The 18,928-nt window shown below is 61.3% G+C and carries 17 protein-coding genes; 9 read left to right on the top strand and 8 right to left on the bottom strand.

The window, feature by feature from the left end:
* Positions 1-5: 5 nt before the first annotated feature.
* Complete coding sequence (locus PVV54_RS03810; protein ID WP_274908668.1) at positions 6-2,072, bottom strand: carbon starvation CstA family protein; 2,067 nt, start codon at positions 2,070-2,072, stop codon at positions 6-8.
* Positions 2,073-2,238: 166 nt separating this feature from the next.
* Between PVV54_RS03810 and PVV54_RS03805 the strand changes: the two genes are divergently transcribed.
* Positions 2,239-2,601: a PilZ domain-containing protein gene (locus tag PVV54_RS03805; RefSeq protein WP_274908667.1), complete on the top strand. Its 363-nt coding sequence runs from the start codon at positions 2,239-2,241 to the stop codon at positions 2,599-2,601.
* Positions 2,602-2,864: 263 nt separating this feature from the next.
* Positions 2,865-4,382 (top strand): nucleobase:cation symporter-2 family protein, encoded by a 1,518-nt coding sequence (locus tag PVV54_RS03800; RefSeq protein ID WP_274908666.1) that lies wholly within the window; start codon positions 2,865-2,867, stop codon positions 4,380-4,382.
* A 72-nt stretch (positions 4,383-4,454) separates the two neighbouring features.
* On the opposite strand, the gene radA is transcribed toward PVV54_RS03800, so the two are convergent.
* Positions 4,455-5,822 (bottom strand): DNA repair protein RadA, encoded by a 1,368-nt coding sequence (radA, locus tag PVV54_RS03795; RefSeq protein WP_274908665.1) that lies wholly within the window; start codon positions 5,820-5,822, stop codon positions 4,455-4,457.
* Positions 5,823-5,999: 177 nt separating this feature from the next.
* On the opposite strand from radA, the gene mscL reads away from it, so the two are divergent.
* Positions 6,000-6,419 carry a large-conductance mechanosensitive channel protein MscL gene (gene mscL / locus PVV54_RS03790; RefSeq protein ID WP_274908664.1) on the top strand — a complete coding sequence of 140 codons (420 nt, stop codon included), beginning with the start codon at positions 6,000-6,002 and terminating at the stop codon, positions 6,417-6,419.
* Positions 6,420-6,524: 105 nt separating this feature from the next.
* On the opposite strand, the gene PVV54_RS03785 is transcribed toward mscL, so the two are convergent.
* Entirely contained in the window at positions 6,525-7,301 is a 777-nt protein-coding gene (locus PVV54_RS03785; RefSeq protein WP_274908663.1) for a ferredoxin--NADP reductase, read from the bottom strand.
* A 211-nt stretch (positions 7,302-7,512) separates the two neighbouring features.
* Between PVV54_RS03785 and PVV54_RS03780 the strand changes: the two genes are divergently transcribed.
* Both PVV54_RS03780 and PVV54_RS03775 read left to right on the top strand, forming a co-directional pair.
* Positions 7,513-8,220: an autoinducer binding domain-containing protein gene (locus PVV54_RS03780; protein WP_274908662.1), complete on the top strand. Its 708-nt coding sequence runs from the start codon at positions 7,513-7,515 to the stop codon at positions 8,218-8,220.
* Positions 8,221-8,318: 98 nt separating this feature from the next.
* Positions 8,319-9,443: a methyltransferase gene (locus tag PVV54_RS03775; protein WP_274908661.1), complete on the top strand. Its 1,125-nt coding sequence runs from the start codon at positions 8,319-8,321 to the stop codon at positions 9,441-9,443.
* Positions 9,444-9,553: 110 nt separating this feature from the next.
* Here the strand turns inward: PVV54_RS03775 and PVV54_RS03770 are convergent, their stop codons facing one another.
* The 3 genes from PVV54_RS03770 to PVV54_RS03760 are packed head-to-tail and all read right to left on the bottom strand — an operon-like array spanning position 9,554 to position 12,165.
* Positions 9,554-9,709: a DUF2474 domain-containing protein gene (locus PVV54_RS03770; protein ID WP_039613047.1), complete on the bottom strand. Its 156-nt coding sequence runs from the start codon at positions 9,707-9,709 to the stop codon at positions 9,554-9,556.
* An 8-nt stretch (positions 9,710-9,717) separates the two neighbouring features.
* The gene (cydB, locus tag PVV54_RS03765) at positions 9,718-10,725 is read right to left on the bottom strand and encodes a cytochrome d ubiquinol oxidase subunit II (RefSeq protein ID WP_274908660.1); all 1,008 of its coding nucleotides are present in this window, start codon (positions 10,723-10,725) and stop codon (positions 9,718-9,720) included.
* Between the two features lie 3 nt (positions 10,726-10,728).
* A complete protein-coding gene (locus PVV54_RS03760) occupies positions 10,729-12,165 on the bottom strand; it encodes a cytochrome ubiquinol oxidase subunit I (RefSeq protein WP_274908659.1) in 1,437 nt (478 codons plus the stop codon).
* A gap of 354 nt (positions 12,166-12,519) precedes the next feature.
* On the opposite strand from PVV54_RS03760, the gene PVV54_RS03755 reads away from it, so the two are divergent.
* The 3 genes from PVV54_RS03755 (at position 12,520) to trmA (ending at position 16,395) form a co-directional block, all read left to right on the top strand.
* The gene (locus PVV54_RS03755; protein WP_274908658.1) at positions 12,520-13,740 is read left to right on the top strand and encodes an MFS transporter; all 1,221 of its coding nucleotides are present in this window, start codon (positions 12,520-12,522) and stop codon (positions 13,738-13,740) included.
* 277 nt (positions 13,741-14,017) lie between these two features.
* The gene (locus tag PVV54_RS03750; protein WP_274908657.1) at positions 14,018-15,313 is read left to right on the top strand and encodes an NCS2 family permease; all 1,296 of its coding nucleotides are present in this window, start codon (positions 14,018-14,020) and stop codon (positions 15,311-15,313) included.
* The gene (gene trmA, locus PVV54_RS03745) at positions 15,310-16,395 is read left to right on the top strand and encodes a tRNA (uridine(54)-C5)-methyltransferase TrmA (protein ID WP_274908656.1); all 1,086 of its coding nucleotides are present in this window, start codon (positions 15,310-15,312) and stop codon (positions 16,393-16,395) included. The genes PVV54_RS03750 and trmA overlap by 4 nt, the downstream gene beginning before the upstream one ends.
* Before the next feature lie 35 nt (positions 16,396-16,430).
* Here trmA and pcaG read toward each other — a convergent pair whose 3' ends face one another.
* Both pcaG and pcaH read right to left on the bottom strand, forming a co-directional pair.
* Positions 16,431-17,036 (bottom strand): protocatechuate 3,4-dioxygenase subunit alpha, encoded by a 606-nt coding sequence (gene pcaG, locus PVV54_RS03740; RefSeq protein ID WP_274908655.1) that lies wholly within the window; start codon positions 17,034-17,036, stop codon positions 16,431-16,433.
* 10 nt (positions 17,037-17,046) lie between these two features.
* Positions 17,047-17,766: a protocatechuate 3,4-dioxygenase subunit beta gene (pcaH, locus tag PVV54_RS03735; RefSeq protein ID WP_274908654.1), complete on the bottom strand. Its 720-nt coding sequence runs from the start codon at positions 17,764-17,766 to the stop codon at positions 17,047-17,049.
* A gap of 188 nt (positions 17,767-17,954) precedes the next feature.
* On the opposite strand from pcaH, the gene ypfJ reads away from it, so the two are divergent.
* Positions 17,955-18,845 carry a KPN_02809 family neutral zinc metallopeptidase gene (gene ypfJ, locus PVV54_RS03730; protein WP_274908653.1) on the top strand — a complete coding sequence of 297 codons (891 nt, stop codon included), beginning with the start codon at positions 17,955-17,957 and terminating at the stop codon, positions 18,843-18,845.
* Positions 18,846-18,928: the final 83 nt, after the last annotated feature.

Genomic DNA, 18,928 nt, shown 5'->3' with positions numbered 1-18,928 from the left:
TCCTCTCAAGCGTCAGGCAGTGCCTGGAACGGGGTTTCCTTGTCGGTACGCTCTTTGCGACCAAGCGCGGCATAGCCGACCTTGATGGCGAAGAACAGCACGCTGAACACCACCACCAGGAACAGCACCGTCAGGCCGGCGTTGGTGTAGGCGTTGAAGATCACGTGCTGCATCTGCCCGATGTCCTTGGCCGGGGCCAGTACCTGGCCGGCGTCCAGCGCGGTGCTGTACTTCTTGGCCAGGGCCAGGAAGCCGACGGCCGGGTTCGGGTCGAACAGCTTGATCAGGCCTGCGGTGGTGGTGCAGATCAGCAGCCATACCGCCGGCAGCAGGGTGACCCACACATAGCGCTGGCGCTTCATCTTGATCAGCACCACGGTGCCAAGCATCAGGGCGATACCGGCCAGCATCTGGTTGGAGATGCCGAACAGCGGCCACAAGGTGTTGATGCCACCCAGCGGGTCGATCACGCCTTGATACAGCAGGTAACCCCACAGGGCCACACAGCCTGCGGTGCCGATCAGGTTGGCGGTCCACGACTCGGTACGCTTCAGGGCCGGCACGAAGCTGCCCAGCAGGTCTTGCAGCATGAAGCGGCCGGCACGGGTACCGGCATCCACCGCGGTCAGGATGAACAGCGCTTCGAACAGGATCGCGAAGTGGTACCAGAAGGCCATGGTGTTCTCACCTGGCAGCACCTGGTGCAGGATCTGCGCGATACCGACCGCCAGGGTTGGTGCACCACCGGCACGGGCCAGAATGGTGTGCTCGCCAATATCGCGGGCAGTGGCTTCAAGCTGCTCGGGGGTAATCATGAAGCCCCAGCTGCTGACCGTTTGCGCGACCGACACAACGTCGCTACCCACCACGGCAGCCGGGCTGTTCATGGCGAAGTACACGCCCGGCTCGATCACCGAAGCAGCGACCATGGCCATGATGGCCACGAACGATTCCATCAGCATGCCGCCGTAACCGATGTAGCGGGCGTTGGTTTCGTTATCCAGCAGCTTGGGCGTGGTCCCCGAAGAGATCAGCGCGTGGAAGCCGGACACCGCACCACAGGCAATGGTGATGAACAGGAACGGGAACAGGGTGCCCTTCCACACCGGGCCGGTGCCGTCGGTGAACTGGGTCAGCGCCGGCATTTTCAGCTCGGGCGCGATGATCAGGATACCGATGGCCAGGCCGACGATGGTGCCGATCTTGAGGAAGGTCGACAGGTAGTCACGCGGCGCCAGTACCAGCCACACCGGCAGCACGGCGGCAACAAAGCCATAGCCCACCAGCATCCAGGTGATCTGTACGCCAGTGAAGGTGAACGCCGGGCCCCACACCGGGTCTGCGGCAATCTGGCCCCCCAGCCAGATCGACAGCAGCAACAGCACCACGCCGACCACCGAGATTTCGCCAATGCGGCCCGGGCGGATGTAGCGCATGTAGATGCCCATGAACATCGCGATCGGGATGGTCGCCATCACCGTGAACATGCCCCATGGGCTCTCGGCCAGTGCTTTGACCACGATCAGCGCCAGCACCGCAAGGATGATGATCATGATCAGGAAGCAGCCGAACAGGGCGATGGTCCCTGGGATGCGGCCCATCTCCTCACGCACCATGTCGCCCAGCGAGCGACCGTTGCGGCGGGTAGACAGGAACAGGACCATGAAGTCCTGCACCGCACCGGCCAGCACCACGCCGGCGATCAGCCAGAGCGTGCCGGGCAGGTAGCCCATCTGCGCGGCCAGTACCGGGCCGACCAGCGGGCCTGCACCTGCAATGGCCGCGAAGTGGTGGCCGAACAGAATGTGTTTGTTGGTCGGGACGTAGTCCAGGCCGTCGTTGTTGAGCACCGCGGGGGTGGCTCGTCGAGGGTCAAGTTGCATCACCTTGGTGGCGATGAACAGGCTGTAGTAGCGATAGGCAACCAGGTAAATGGCCACTGCCGCGACCACGATCCACAAGGCGTTGATCGCCTCACCACGGCGCAGGGCAACCACACCCAGCGCGCAGGCCCCTATGACTGCCAGCGCCAGCCACGGAATGTGGCGTAGCAGGCTATTATTGTTGTTCATGGTTTACTTCCAGCTGGTGGATTGGAAAAGACCGCCCACCGAGTCTAGGGCGAGTCATCGCGCATTGCCACACTTGCTTTGGTCTAGAGCCTCTGCGGCCAGATTGCGGTACCTGATGTGTGTACAGAAATAACTATAGTCAGGATGCACCCCGGAGGACTTACCCATGCGCCAGCACGACGAACGTCGCCGTTTTCAACGTATCGACTTTGATGCCCCTACCGAACTGCGCCAGGGTGATCGCCGTTGGCCGGTAAAACTGATCGATCTGTCGCTCAAGGGCCTGTTGATCGAATGCCCCAAGCCCTGGGATGCCGACCTGACACAGGATTTCGACGCCATCATTCATCTGGACAAGCAAAACCGTGTGCAGATGCAGGTGGAACTGCGCCACGAAGAACCCACTCGGCTGGGATTCATCTGTTTGTACATCGACATCGAATCGATGACTCATTTGCACCGTCTTGTGGAATTGAACGTGGCAGACAGCACCGAAATGATGCGTGAACTGCGCGAATTGATCGAATAATGAAATCTCTTAGCTAGCTATTAGCATCCCCACACTTTGTTTCTTGTCTACCCAGACAGCTTTATTACTGGGTAGCAAAGCTTTGTACACACCTCTCTAGCACAGCATTTGATGACTTGGTACGCGTTCTGCAAGGTGTTTTGGCACACCTCGCGGCCACCCTTGTTCGCGCTCCGATCAAAAAATTGTATACAATTGTTGTGGCAATGATTTGTAGGAAATGTCTACAGTAGCGACACAACAATAAACAGAGAGCCTGCTCCATGACTACGTCCCCTAGCACGTCTCCCGCCAAGCGCCCCGAGGATGAAAACCTCGGGCTTGGTGCCAACCTGGCTTATGGCCTGCAACACGTGTTGACCATGTACGGGGGGATAGTCGCGGTGCCCCTGATCCTGGGGCAGGCCGCTGGCCTGAACGGTGCCGAAATCGGCATGCTGATCGCCGCCTCGCTGTTTGCCGGCGGTTTGGCCACGCTGCTGCAAACCCTTGGCCTGCCCTTCTTCGGTTGCCAGCTACCGCTGGTGCAGGGGGTGTCTTTCGCCGGTGTGGCGACCATGGGCGCGATCCTCAGCAGCGAAGGCGGTGGTGGCTTGCCAGGCGTGCTGGGCGCAGTGATGGCGGCTTCGTTGATCGGTTTCCTGATCACCCCGGTGTTCTCGCGCATTACCAAGTTCTTCCCGCCGCTGGTAACCGGCATCGTCATCACCACCATCGGCCTGACCCTGATGCCCGTTGCGGCTCGCTGGGTGATGGGCGGTAACAGCGCATCACCGGAGTTCGGCAGCGTGGCCAACATCGGCCTGGCAGCGCTGACCTTCGCGATCGTGCTGGTGCTGAGCAAACTGGGCAGCGCAACCATTTCGCGCCTGTCGATCCTGCTGGCCATGGTGATTGGCACCCTGATCGCCTGGGCACTGGGCATGACCGACTTCAGCAAGGTCACCGAAGGCCCGATGTTCGCCTTCCCCACCCCGTTCCACTTCGGCATGCCAACCTTCCACATCGCGGCCATCCTGTCGATGTGCATCGTGATCATGGTGACGCTGGTGGAAACCTCGGCCGACATCCTTGCCGTGGGTGAGATCATCGACACCAAGGTCGACTCCAAACGCCTGGGCAACGGCCTGCGCGCCGACATGGCTTCGAGCATCCTGGCGCCGATTTTCGGCTCGTTCACCCAAAGCGCCTTTGCCCAGAACGTTGGCCTGGTGGCCGTGACCGGCGTGAAGAGCCGCTACGTGGTGGCAACCGGCGGCGTGATTCTGGTGGTGCTTGGCCTGCTGCCAATCATGGGCCGGGTAATTGCCGCCGTACCCACCCCGGTACTGGGTGGTGCAGGCATCGTGCTGTTCGGCACCGTGGCCGCCAGCGGTATTCGTACCCTGTCGAAGGTCAACTACAAGAACAACGTCAACCTGATCATCGTCGCTGCCTCGCTGGGCTTCGGCATGATCCCGATTGCCGCGCCAACCTTCTACCACCACTTCCCGAACTGGTTCGAGACCATCTTCCACTCGGGCATCAGCTCGGCGGCGATCATGGCCATCTTGCTGAACCTGATGTTCAACCACTTCACGGCCGGCAACTCCGACCAGCAGTCGGTGTTTGCCGCGGCGTACGAGCGCACCATCCAGTACTCGGACATTTCGTCACTGCGTGATGGTGACTACTTCAAGGACGGCAAGCTGTTCGATGCCGATGGCAACGAGGTGCCGGTGCTGGAAATGGACGAGCATGGCAACGCGACGCCCAGGCGTAGCGCGGTTGCAGAGCATTGACCACTGACTGAGCAGTGATGTGGGGGGAGCCGATGCGCATCGTTGGCTCCCCCTTTTTCGTTGGTTTGATTTCTACTCGAACAAGGCATCCAGCGCCTGTTCCAACCGCGTCACTGCAATTACCTGCAAACCCGCTGGCGGCTCCTTGGGCGCATTGCCCTTGGGCACGATCGCCCGCTTGAACCCGTGTTTGGCCGCTTCCTTCAACCGCTCCTGCCCGCTCGGCACAGGCCGCACTTCCCCAGACAGGCCGATCTCGCCGAACACCAGCAGCCCATGGGCCAACGGCCGGTTGCGCAAACTGGACATCACCGCCGCCAGCAACGCCAGGTCGGATGCAGTCTCCAGCACTTTCACCCCACCCACCACATTGAGGAACACGTCCTGGTCGTGCGTGGGAATACCGCCATGGCGATGCAACACCGCCAGCAGCATGGCCAGGCGGTTCTGGTCCAGGCCCAGGGTAACGCGTCGCGGGTTGGCCAGGTGGCTGTCATCGACCAGCGCCTGCACTTCCACCAGCATCGGCCGAGTACCTTCCCAGGTGGCCATCACCACACTGCCCGGAACTTCTTCCTGCGTGCGGTTAAGGAAGATCGCCGATGGGTTGGAAACCTCTTTCAGGCCCCGGTCGGTCATGCCGAACACACCCAGTTCGTTCACCGCACCAAAGCGGTTTTTCACCGCCCGCAGCAACCGCAGGCGGCCATCGGACTCACCCTCGAAATACAGCACCGTGTCCACCATGTGCTCCAGCACACGCGGCCCGGCCAGCGAACCTTCCTTGGTGACGTGGCCAACCAGGAAAATCGCCGTGCCGCTCTGCTTGGCGTAACGCACCAGCAAGGCCGTGCTCTCGCGCACCTGGGCCACGCCGCCGGGTGCCGACTGCAGCTGCTCGGTGAAGATGGTCTGGATCGAATCGATGACCATCACCCGCGGCTTTTCCACCCGGGCAGTGGCGATGATGGTTTCGATGCAGGTTTCGGTCATTACCTTGAGTTGATCCTGTGGCAGGCCCAGGCGCCGCGACCGCATGGCAACCTGCTGCTGGGATTCCTCACCGGTGACATACAGTGCTGGCATGCCCACGGCAATGTTGCACAGGGTTTGCAGCAAGATGGTCGACTTGCCAATACCGGGGTCACCACCAATCAGCACAACCGAGCCGTCTACCAAGCCACCGCCCAGCACCCGGTCCAGTTCGGTGCTGCTGGTGGTGAAACGAGGGATTTCTTCAACGCTGACCTCGGCCAGCGTCTTGATCTGCGCCTGCTGCCCGGTCCAGCCAGCACGCCCGCTGGGCGCTGCCGCGCCAGCGCTTTCGATCATGGTTTCGACCAGGGTGTTCCAGGCCCCGCACTCACCACACTGGCCGGCCCATTTGGGGAAGGTCGCGCCGCACTCGGTGCAGCCATACAAGCGCTTGGCCTTGGCCATGGGCAGGTTCCTCTGGAAAAAGTGGCCATGATAGCCGAGGTGAACGTGCCTCGAACGCGCCGAAGCGCGACAAAACTATTCGTTCTAAGCGCAGTCACTACCCCTATACGCCACGCATGAAGCGTTTTAGTGGCTTACACTCTGTACACCTCACCATTTGTTACAAAGGAATCGAACATGGGCATGATCAGTGAGTTCAAGGCCTTCGCGGTCAAAGGAAACGTCGTCGACATGGCGGTCGGTATCATCATCGGCGCGGCGTTCGGCAAGATCGTCTCCTCCTTCGTGGGTGACGTAGTCATGCCACCATTGGGCCTGCTGATCGGTGGTGTGGATTTCAGTGACCTGGCCATTACCTTGAAGGCGGCCGAAGGCGATGTGCCAGCAGTGGTGCTGGCCTATGGGAAGTTCATCCAGACGGTGATCGACTTCCTGATCGTGGCATTTGCCATCTTCATGGGCGTTAAGGCGATCAACCGGCTCAAGCGTGAAGAAGCTGTGGCGCCAAGCGTGCCGCCGGCTCCGACGCCGCAGGAAACGCTGCTGACCGAGATTCGGGATTTGCTGAAGACGCAAAATCAGAATCGGTTGCCCTGAGCGCCGGGGCCGCTTTGCGGCCCATCGCGGATGAATCCGCTCCTACAAAGAGATCGCGTGTAGGAGCGGATTTATCCGCGATGGGGCGCGAAGCGGCCCCTATGATCACCAATAATTCTCGACAGCCACCTGCCCCGGCCGCTTGCTCAGGCTCAGTTGCAAATCACGGGCTTTGAGCACCTTGCGTGTCTCGTCGATCATTTCCGGGTTACCGCACAACATGATCCGCGAATGCTCTGGAGAAAACTCCAGGCCGGCTGCCTTTTCCAATTCACCGTTCTCGATCAGCGTGGTGATACGCTCATTCAGGGCTCCTGGGTGATCCTCGCGGGTCACCACCGGAATGAACTGCAACTTGCCGGCAAACTCTGCCAGGTAGTCGCGCTGCTCCAGCCCGGCGATGTCATCCACATACGCCAGCTCCTTTGCCTCACGCACCGAATACACCAGCTTGATATTGTCGAATCGCTCCCAGGCCTCGAAGTCCTGCAGGATCGACATGAACGGCGCAATACCCGTACCGGTAGCCAGCAGCCAAAGATCCCGCCCCCCGATGAAGCGGTCCAGGGTAAGGAAGCCAAAGGCCTGGCGATCAATCAGCAGTGCGTCGCCCTTGCCCAGACGGCTCAACTCGCTGGTGAATTCACCACCGGGTACCACGATGGAAAAGAAGTCGAGAAACTCGTCATGCGGGGCACTGACCATCGAGTAGGCGCGCCACACCACGCTGCCATCCGCTTTGGTGACGCCCAGGCGCGCGAACTGGCCTGAGCGAAAACGAAAACCAGGGTCGCGGGAAACCCGCAGACTGAACAGGTTCGGTGTCAGGGGTTGCACATCCAGCAATGTCTGGCGGGTGTACTTGTCGGCACTGGCGGTCATGGGGGGCTCCGTGGAAAGCATGCGCCAAGTGTCGCGCAAAGCCGCCAGTATAAAAACCGTTGGCGTGTAAGGGAACTGCAACACGTCCTGTTCGGGTTCGCAAAATCGTGTGCGCTATAGCGAAAAAATCCCAACGCTATACTCGGACATTTCCTACAATCTTTGCTTGTATACAAACGGATTGGATCCTGCCAAATCGAGGGAGTGACAGATGTCTCTTTGGAACTACGAGCATCTTCATCAGCTGATCAGTGAGAGTACACCGCAGCGTGCGTTCGACGTTGCAGTGCATCTGGCGCAAGACCTGGACATGGAATACCTGGGCCTTAAAGTACGCCTTCAACTTGCAGCACAAGCACCCAAGCTCTACCTCTACAGCAATTATTCAGCCGCGTGGGTCGAGCGCTATCAGCACGAAGACTTCTATAAGCAGGATTCTGCCGCCTGTGTCAGCCATACCACGACCATGCCCGTGCTGTGGACCGATGATCTGTACCGCGAAGCACCTGATTACCGCCAGGAAGCCTGCCAACATGGCCTGCGCCACGGCTGGACCCAATCGCTGCACGATATGCAGCACCATGAAAGCCAGCTGAGCATCGCACGGCCGTTTGGTGAAGTGTCGATCCACGAGCTTTACGAAAAAGGCTGCAAAGTGCAGTGGCTGTGCCACACCTTGCACGCGATCATCAGTGAGTACCATCTGAACAGCCTTTGCCCATCAACGCCGAAATTCACCGAACGGGAGCTCGATGTACTCAAGTGGTCTGCAGATGGCAAGACTGCCGCTGTTATCGCCCGCATCCTGTCGTTATCGCCGAGCACGGTTAATTTCCATATCCGCAGCGTCATCACCAAAACCAATGCATCCAACAAGGCCGGTGCCATCGCCATTGCCGCCATGCGCGGGTTGCTCTGACAGTCATTTCTGCGACCTTGCGCAAACCCCTGTAGAATCGCGTACCCGGCCCGTGGCGAACCCCGCCCACGGGCAGACCCGTACCCGAGCCAGATGCCATGCCCCTGTTGATCACCCCCTTCGCCGAACTCGACCTGCTCCGCCAGCCGGATCAGGCCAACGACCCACTGCAAGCCTTTGATGCCGCCGACGAGTACCTGCTCGATCAGTTGCATGGGCAGGCGCTGGGGGCGGGTTGCCGGGTACTGGTCCTGAATGACAGCTTCGGTGCCCTGGCCGCCAGCCTCGCAGGCCATGTTTCGGTCGTCAGCAGCGGCGACTCCCACTTGGCCCACCTGGCTCTGGAGAAAAACCTGGCCCGCAACGGCAAGGCATTCGACAGCGTCCCATTCGTGCCAGCCAGCGAGCAGTGGGAAGGTACGTTTGACCGGGTTGTGGTCCGCGTCCCCAAGACCTTGGCCCTGCTCGAAGAGCAGTTGATTCGCCTGCAAGGCCATCTGGCCCCCGGTGCACAGGTGATCGCCGGGGCGATGATCAAGCACCTGCCCCGGGCAGCGGGCGACCTGATGGAAAAGTACATTGGCCCGGTGCAGGCTTCGCTGGCACAGAAGAAGGCTCGCCTGCTGACTGCCAGCGTGGCAGGCCGCCCTGCAGTGAAGTCGCCCTACCCGACCCGCTACTGCCTGGATGTGCCAGCCCTGGAACTGGTCAACCATGCCAACGTGTTCTGCCGCGACGGTCTGGACATCGGCACCCGTGCCTTCCTGCCCCACCTGCCACGCAACCTGGGTAATGCGCGAGTTGCCGACTTGGGCTGCGGCAATGGGGTACTGGCCATTGCCAGTGCCTTGGCCAACCCGGACGCTACGTACACGTTGGTGGACGAGTCGTACATGGCGGTGCAGTCGGCGCGGGAAAACTGGCAGGCGGCACTTGGGGTGCGTGCCGTGAATGTGCTGGCAGGCGATGGCCTGGCGGGAGTTGAAAAGCAGTCGCTGGACGTGGTGCTGTGCAACCCGCCGTTCCACCAGCAGCAGGTGGTAGGTGATTTTTTGGCCTGGCGCATGTTCCAGCAGGCACGCGAGGCCTTGGTGGTAGGTGGGGCCTTGTACATCGTCGGTAACCGCCATTTGGGCTATCACAGCAAGCTGGCGCGGCTGTTCCGGGGCGTGGAGCAGGTGGCGGCGACGCCGAAGTTCGTGATTCTCAAGGCTCGCAAGTGAAGCTGGGGCCGCTTTGCGGCCCATCGCGGATGAAATCCGCTCCTACACGATCGCGTGGCCTGTAGGAGCGGATTTATCCGCGATGGGCCGCCTTGCGGCCCCCTTTGAACTCAATGGGTAGTCAACCCCGCCGCCCCCATGAACAACCTCATCACCCAGGCCGCCACCCCCAGCGCAGCCACACTCATCGCCCAGATCAACAGCAGCCAACCCAAACGCTGCCACAGCGGTTTTTTCTCTTCCAGGCCAGGTTTACCGGTCATGATTTGGCCTTCTAGTGATAGCCATCTTCATGGGTAACCTTGCCGCGGAACACGTAATAGCTCCAGAAGGTGTACCCCAGGATGAACGGCAGGATGAACAACGTGCCCACCAGCATGAAGCCCTGGCTCTGCGGCGGCGCGGCGGCATCCCAGATCGAGATTGATGGCGGGATGATGTTCGGCCACAGGCTGATGCCAAGGCCGCTGTAGCCCAGGAAGATCAGCACCAGAGTCAGCAAGAACGGTGTGTAGTGGGCATTGCGCGCTACCGCCTTGAGCAGCCCATAGAAGGTCACCAGCACCAGCAGCGGCACAGGCATGAACCAGATCAGGTTGGGCATGCTGAACCAGCGATCGGCAATTTGCGGGTAGGCAATCGGCGTCCACAGGCTGACGATACCGATCACCACCAGCAGTACCAAGGCCAGCGGCCTGGCCAGGCCATGCATCTGCCGCTGCAACGGCCCTTCGGTTTTCATGATCAGCCAGGTACAGCCCAGCAGGGTGTAGGCCACGACCAGGCCCAGCCCGCAGAACAGGCTGAACGGCGTCAACCAGTCAAGCGTCCCGCCGGCAAAGTGCCGGTCGACCACCTTGAACCCCTCCAGGAACGCCCCTAGCGCAACGCCCTGGAAGAACGTGGCCACCAGCGAACCCCAGATGAACGCCTTGTCCCAGATGTGGCGCTTGTCGGCCTTGGCCTTGAAGCGGAACTCGAAGGCCACGCCCCGGAAGATCAAGCCGATCAGCATCAGGATCAGCGGCAGGTACAGCGCTTCGAGCACTACCGAGTAGGCCATCGGAAACGCCCCGAACAAACCGGCGCCGCCGAGGATCAACCAGGTTTCGTTACCGTCCCACACGGGGGCAACGGTATTCATCATCACATCGCGGTCCTGCTCGCCCTTGACGAAGGGGAAAAGCATGCCGATACCCAGGTCGAAGCCGTCCATCACCACGTACATCATCACGCCAAAGATGATGATCACGGCCCAGATCAGCGGAAGGTCGATACCCATGGCTCAGATCTCCTTGCTCAGGCTGGCGGGCTTGGCCTCATGGCCATCATCGGCGGCGGACAACGGCCGTGCCGGGGTGCGTTTCTGGCCCGGGCCTCCGGGGGTGTGCTCCTCGCCTTCGCCGGTTTTCGGCCCTTTGCGCACCAGGCGCATCATGTAGCCCAGGCCAGTGCCGAACAGGGCGAAGTACACCACTACAAAGGCGATCAACGTAAAGCCAAGCTGGGCGTAACTGTGGTTGGACACCCCTTCCGACGTGCGCATCAGCCCATAAACCACCCACGGCTGGCGGCCGATCTCGGTGGTGAACCAGCCGGCCAGGATGGCAATCAGCCCGGATGGGCCCATCCAAAGTGTCAGGTAGAGGAACGGGCGCGAACTGTAGAGCGTGCCGCGCTTGCGCAGCCACAGGCTCCACAGGCCAACGAAGATCATCAGCATGCCCAGTCCGACCATGACCCGGAACGACCAGAACACGATGGTCGAGTTGGGGCGGTCTTCGGGTGGGAACTCCTTCATTGCCGGCACTTGTTTGTCCAGGCTGTGGGTCAGGATCAGGCTGCCGAGCGCGGGGATTTCAAGCTTGAAGTGTGTAGTTTCAGCCTTCATGTCGGGGATGCCGAACAGGATCAGTGGGGTTGGCTCACCCGGCACGTTTTCCCAGTGGCCTTCAATGGCTGCAATTTTGACCGGTTGGTGCTTGAGCGTATTGAGGCCATGGAAATCGCCGATCACGGCCTGCACAGGCGCCACGATCAGCGCCATCCACATGGCCATCGACAGCATCTTGCGTACCGCCGGGTTATCGCGCCCGCGCAGCAGGTGCCAGGCAGCCGATGCACCGACGAAGAACGCGGTGGCCACAAAGGCAGCGGTGGCCATGTGCATCAGGCGGTAGGGGAACGACGGGTTGAAGATGATTGCCAACCAATCCACCGGGACCACTCGGCCATCGATGATTTCGTGGCCTTGTGGTGTTTGCATCCAGCTGTTGGAGGCCAGAATCCAGAAGGTCGAAACCAGCGTACCCAGCGCCACCATTACCGTGGCGAAAAAGTGCAAGCCACGGCCGACGCGGTTCCAGCCGAACAGCATCACCCCCAGGAAGCCTGCCTCGAGGAAGAAGGCAGTCAGCACTTCATAGGTAAGCAATGGCCCGGTGACCGCACCGGCGAAGTCGGAGAAACGGCTCCAGTTGGTACCGAATTGGTACGCCATGACCAGGCCGGACACCACGCCCATACCGAAGTTGACGGCGAAGATTTTCGACCAGAAATGATAAAGGTCACGGTAGACCTGCTCGTGGGTGCGCAGCCAAAGGCCTTCGAGTACGGCCAGGTAGCTCGCCAGGCCAATGGTGATGGCCGGGAACAGGATGTGAAACGACACGGTGAACGCAAACTGGATTCGGGCGAGATCTAGGGCCTCTAAGCCGAACATAGTGCTTCCTCTTCAGATAATCCGGCGTTCAGGCTTTTGGCCCTGGCGCCTACTGCCCCCACGGTGGTCGAGTGCGGCGAGTTGGAATTGTTCTGTGCGATCGCAGGGAATCGGGCCCTAAGGCCAAATCGTTGCCTGATCGTTGCAAAAGCAACGATTGATCCAGATCAACGACTTTTAGGAAGCATAGTCCCGAAAAGCCCGACCGGCCGTGTGGTTGATTGCCGCGTGACCTGTTGCCCCACCCTCTTTTAAAAAGCGTGAAACAGTGCCGATTCGAGCAAACAGTAACTACTTGTTACAAACAGATGATACGCTTCGGGCCCCTCTACTGCGCCGAGGCTGCTGCTTCCGATGTCCGATTCCGCACCGCAGTTGTTGCGTCACCATCGCCCTTTCATTGCCTTCTGGCTGGCCCGCGTGTTTACCGCCAGCGGCTTTCAGATGCTCACCGTGGCCATCGGCTGGCACCTCTACCAACTGACCGGCAATGTGCTGGATCTGGGCCTGGTCGGGCTGGTCGAGTTTGCCCCGCGCGTGCTGTTCATGTTGCACACCGGGCACGTGGCCGACCGCTACGACCGGCGCAAGGTCGCCGCCCTGTGCCAGACCCTGCAGGGGTTGATTGCCCTGGCGCTGGCGCTGGGCAGCGCCACCGACAACGTCAGCCGCGAGTTGATCTTTGCCCTTGCGTTCCTGCTCGGCGCTACCCGCTCGTTTGAAATGCCGGCTACCCAGGCGTTGCTGCCCAATGTCGTGCCTCCGGGGTTGTTCCCCCGTGCAGTGGCGGCATCGGCCTCGGCGACCCAGGCGGCGACCATCGTTGCGCCGGCCGTGGGCGGCTTCCTGTATGCCTTCGGCAGCATCTGGGTATACGGCCCGACCGTTGCGCTTTACGGCATTGCCTGCCTGCTGATGCTCAGCCTCGACTCGCGCCAGCAAGTACCGCAAAAAGGCCGTGCCAGCCTGGAATCATTGCTGGCCGGCATCCGCTTCATTCGCAGCCGGCCCGACATCCTCGGGGCGATCTCGCTCGACCTGTTCGCCGTACTGCTGGGTGGCGCCACCGCGCTGCTGCCCGTGTTCGCCAAGGACATCCTGCTCACCGGCCCCTGGGGGCTTGGCCTGTTGCGCTCGGCACCAGCGGTAGGGGCATTGTTGATGTCGTTCTGGCTGGCGCGCTTCCCGGTGGAACGCAAGGTGGGCCGCACCATGTTCACGGCAGTGGGTGTGTTTGGCGTGGCGACCATCGCGTTCGGGCTGTCGACGTCGTTCTGGTTCTCGCTGGCGGTGCTGGTGGTGCTGGGGGCGGCGGACATGATCAGCATGGTGATCCGCGGTGCATTCGTGCAGCTGGAGACACCGGACGAGATGCGTGGGCGGGTCAGCGCGGTGAACGGGTTGTTCATCGGGGCTTCGAACCAGCTTGGCGAGTTTGAATCCGGGGTGACGGCGCACTGGTTCGGGACCGTACCGGCAGTGGTGCTGGGTGGGGTGGGTACGCTGGTGGTGACCGGGGTGTGGATAAAGCTGTTCCCGACACTGGCCAATCGGGATCGGTTGCACAGCGGTTGATGTAGCCTGTTCGGGCCTCATCGCGGATAAATCCGCTCCTACAGGGGAATACCATCGCTTGTAGGAGCGGATTCATCGAGGCGTCGGACCGCCGCGATGAGGCCAGCACAGGTTTGGAAACACCCATCCCCCCAACGGCCATAGGCCCCCGCCAAGCATGCTGGTATGATGCGCGGCTTTTTTCCACCCCACACAAAATCACGGCACCCGCTACGGTCTGTGCTTTGCTGTTGGGGTCGATACATTCACGGCGCCGGGGGCGCCTCGGGGAGCGGGCATGCTGGAAAGGCTGTTTCAACTAAAAGCACACAACACCAACGTGCGCACCGAGATTCTTGCGGGCGTCACTACCTTCCTGGCCATGGCCTACATCCTGTTCGTCAACCCGAGCATCCTCGGCGAAACCGGCATGGACAAAGGCGCGCTGTTCGTCGCCACCTGCCTGGCCGCGGCCATCGGCTCGGTGACCATGGGCCTGATCGCCAACTACCCGATCGCCCTTGCGCCGGGCATGGGCCTGAACGCGTTCTTCACCTACACCGTGGTGCTGCACATGGGCCACACCTGGCAGGTGGCGCTGGGTGCGGTGTTCCTGTCGGCGGTGATGTTCTTCCTGCTGTCGATCTTCCGTATCCGCGAATGGATCGTGAACAGTATCCCACTGCCGCTGCGTTCGGCCATTGCAGCCGGTATCGGCCTGTTCCTGGCACTGATCGCCCTGCATAACGCCGGCATCGTCGTCGATAACCCGGCCACCCTGGTGGGCCTGGGTGACCTCAAGCAGCCCGCGCCCATCCTCGCCACGCTGGGCTTCTTCCTGATCGTTGGCCTGGAAGCGCTGAAAGTACGCGGCGCCGTGCTGATCGGCATTCTGGCCGTGACCGTCGCGGCAATCGCCATGGGTGTAACTCCATTTGGCGGTATCGTTTCCATGCCGCCATCGCTGGCCCCGACCTTCCTGCAACTGGACATCGCCGGTGCACTGGATGTCGGCCTGGTGAGCGTGATCTTCGCCTTCCTGTTCGTCGACCTGTTCGACAACTCCGGCACCCTGATCGGCGTTGCAAAACGCGCCGGCCTGATGGGCAAGGACGGCCACATGCCGAAAATGGGCCGCGCCCTGATTGCCGACAGTACCGCCGCCATGGCCGGCTCGCTGCTGGGCACCTCGACCACCACCAGCTACATCGAATCCGCTGCCGGTGTGAGTGCCGGGGGCCGCACCGGCCTGACAGCCATCGTGGTTGCCGTACTGTTCCTGCTGGCGCTGTTCTTCGCCCCGCTGGCCAGCAGCGTGCCAGCCTTCGCCACCGCCCCGGCGCTGCTGTTCGTCGCGGTACTGATGGCTTCGGGCATGGCGGAAATAAACTGGGACGACGTCACTGAGGCCGCGCCAGTTGTCGTGACCGCCCTGGCCATGCCACTGACTTACTCGATTGCCAACGGTATCGCCTTTGGCTTCATCGCCTGGACCGCCGTCAAGCTGATTTCCGGCCGCTACCGCGACCTGAACCCGGCCTTGGTGATCCTTTCCATCCTGTTCGTCATCAAGCTGGGCTGGTTCAACGCATGAGTGCCGTTTTCGACCCATCCGCCTACGATGCGCAGCTGCAGGGCAAAGTTGCCCGCCTGCGCGAGCTGCTGGCGCCCTTCGGGGCGCCGGAGCCGGCCGTGTTCGACTCCCCGCGCGAGCACTACCGCCTGCGCGCGGAGTTCCGCCTGTGGCGCGAAGAGGGCCAGCGCCACTATGCGATGTTCGCCCCTGGCGAGAAGCACAAGGCAATCCTGATCGACGACTTCCCCATCGCCAGCGAGCGCATCAACGCGCTGATGCCGCGCCTGAAAGCCGCCTGGCAAGCCAGCGAGGATCTGAGCAATCGCCTGTTCCAGGTGGAGTTCCTCACCACCCTGGCTGGCGACGCGATGGTCACCATGTGCTACCACCGCCCGCTCGACGACGCCTGGGAAGCGGCTGCACACCAGCTGGCAAGCGAACTGGGCGTGAGCATCATTGGCCGCTCCAAGGGCAAACGCCTGGTGATTGGCCGTGACTATGCCGTTGAAGAACTGAATGTGGCCGGCCGTGTGTTCAGCTACCGCCAGCCGGAAGGCGCATTCACCCAGCCCAACGGTGCCGTGAACCAGAAAATGCTGACCTGGGCCTTCGAGGCCATGGGCGAGCGCGATGACGACCTGCTGGAGCTGTACTGCGGCAACGGCAACTTCACCTTGCCGCTGGCTACCCGTGCGCGCCAGGTGCTGGCAACCGAGATCAGCAAAACATCGGTGAACGCAGCGCTGAGCAACCTGGACGAGAATGGCGTGGGTAACGTGCGCCTGGTGCGGTTGTCGGCTGAAGAGCTGACTCAGGCATTGAATGAGGTGCGCCCGTTCCGCCGGCTGGAAGGCATCGACCTGAAGAGCTACGACTTCGGCACGGTATTCGTCGACCCACCGCGCGCTGGCATGGACCCGGACACCTGCGAGCTGACCCGGCGTTTCGAGCGGATTCTGTACATCTCGTGCAACCCGGAAACGCTGGCGGCGAACATCGAGCAATTGCAGGACACGCACCGCATCGAGCGGTGTGCGTTGTTTGACCAGTTCCCGTATACCCACCATATGGAGAGTGGGGTGCTGCTGGTTCGCCGCTAAAAATGTTTGGGGCCGCATCAGCGGCCCCAAACACATCAGAAGTCGAAGAACACCGTCTCCCCTTCCCCCTGAATACGGATATCAAACCGGTACGCCGTCTTCCCGTCCACCTCGCAACGCTTGGCAATCAACGTCTCACGACGCTGCGGCTGCTCGATCAGGTTGAGCACCGGGCACTTGGCGTTGGCCTCGGCTTCGTCATCAAAATACAACCGCGTGTGCAGGTGAATGTTGATGCCCCGGGCAAACAGGCTGATGTTGATATGGGGCGCCATCGGCACACCTGCAGCATTGTTCACCACACCCGGCTTGACCGTCTGTACGGTCCACTCGCCCGCATCAAAGGTGGTGGCGGTGCGGCCAAAGCTGTTGAAGGCGTTTTCCAGATTGTACGCGTCCTGATACTGGCCATTGGCGTCAGCCTGCCACAGTTCCAGGAACGAATCGCGTACCAGGTGGCCATTGCCGTCATACACCTGGCCGATCAGCAGGATGTGTTCACCCTCGGCTTGCGGCGTGGCCATGCGGTTCCAGATTTCCTGATCGCGGGTCGGGTTGCCGGCCGCTTCCAGAGCGAGGCCGATGTGCACGTAAGGGCCGGCGGTTTGCGAGGGGGTTTCCGGCAGCAGTTCGATTGGCATGGCGGGTTCCTCAGCAGTTTTCGAAGTGGGTCTTGCGCTGGCCGCGCAGCACGATGTCAAAGCGGTACGCCAGGCAGTCCATCGGGTTGGCGTTGCTCATGTCGAGCTTGGCGATCAACTGCTGCACTGCTTCAGGGTTGGTGATCGACTTGACGATCGGGCACATCGGGATCATCGGATCGCCTTCGAAGTACAACTGGGTGATCAGCTTGGTGGCGATCGCCGGGCCGCTGATGGCGAAGTGGATGTGCGCCGGGCGCCAGTCGTTCGGGCCGTTGCGCCATGGGTACGGGCCGGGCTTGATGGTACGGAAGGTGTAGTAGCCGTCACGGTCGGTCAGGCAGCGGCCGACACCACCGAAGTTCGGGTCCAGCGGCGCCAGGTAGCGGTCATTCTTGTGGCGGTAGCGGCCGCCAGCGTTGGCCTGCCACATTTCCACCAGGGTGTTGGGTACCGGCTTGCCGTACTGGTCGACCACGCGGCCGGCCAGGATGATGCGCTCGCCAATCGGCAGGCCACCGTTGTTGAAGTTCAGCAGCAGGTCATGGTCGTGCGGGCCGAAGCGCAGGTGGGAAAAGTCAGGGCCGGTGGTTTCGCTGATCGACTGCGGGATGCTGACCAATGCCTGGCGCGGCGAGCGGGCAATGGACGTTTTGTAGTCAGGCGTGAGGGCTTTGGGGTGCCAGTTGCGATCACGGATCACGAAGCGGCTGTTGTCCTGGGCGGGCATGCCGTTTTCCTCTCTTGGAATTATCAAAACGCCTGTACACGGCAGGCGGACTTGCAGTTTCGGATAGGTCGCGCGTGATGAATATTGAAATCAACTGCGGTAACCATAACCATACGGTTATGCATTAGTACCTTTGGCTGGCGTGAACTAATCTTTGACTTCATGTTTCACGTTCCGGAGATCAGTTCATGGAATGGCGTAAAGGCCGCCGCAGCGACAATGTGGTCGATGCCCGTGGCGAAGGCGGTGGCGGTGGCGGCATGCGCTTTGGTGGCGGCAAGGGCCTGGGGCTTGGGGCGATTCTGTTGATCGTTGGCATCGGTTGGCTGACAGGGCAAGACCCGCTGCAGATCCTTGGCCAACTCACCGGGCAAATGGAACAGCAGCAACAGCAAGCGCCCAGCGGCGCCAGCGGCACTGCGCCACCTGCCAATGACGAACAAGCCCAGTTCGTCGCCTCGATCCTTGGCGACACTGAAGACACCTGGAAAGCCCTGTTTTCCCAGGCCGGCAAACAGTACCGCGACCCAAAACTGGTGCTGTTCAGCGGCCAGGTGAACTCCGCCTGCGGTTTTGCCTCGGCGGCCGTGGGCCCCTTCTACTGCCCTGCAGACCAGCGGGTGTACCTGGACATGTCGTTCTTCCGCGAAATGGAAACCCGCTTCGCTGCCGCAGGCGACTTCGCCCAGGCTTACGTGATTGCCCATGAGATCGGCCACCATGTGCAGACCCTGCTTGGCGTTTCGGCCAAGGTCGATGCCGCGCGCCGCAATGGGCAACGCATGGAAGGTGACAATGGCCTGCTGGTGCGTCAGGAACTGCAAGCCGACTGCCTGGCCGGCGTCTGGGCCTATCAGGCGCAGCAACGCCTGAACTGGCTGGAACCGGGGGATGTGGAGGAAGCCCTGAACGCTGCCAATGCCATCGGTGACGACCGGCTACAGCAACAAGGGCAAGGGCGCGTAGTGCCCGATTCGTTTACCCACGGTACGTCGCAGCAGCGGGTGCGCTGGTTCAAGGCCGGGTTTGCCCAAGGGGATGTGAACAGCTGCGATACATTCAGTGCGCGTAGCCTTTGAGGCTGTAGTCGGCCGCTGAAATAGCAAACGTTTTCATGGAGTTACAATTCTGCTGAAAAAGCGTTTCAGCTTCGCCGCTGCGT

The sequence above is a fragment of the Pseudomonas sp. PSKL.D1 genome, from assembly GCF_028898945.1.
GTDB lineage: Bacteria > Pseudomonadota > Gammaproteobacteria > Pseudomonadales > Pseudomonadaceae > Aquipseudomonas.
Note: the sequence above shows the minus strand (reverse complement) of the source record. Positions and strands in the feature narration are given on the sequence as shown.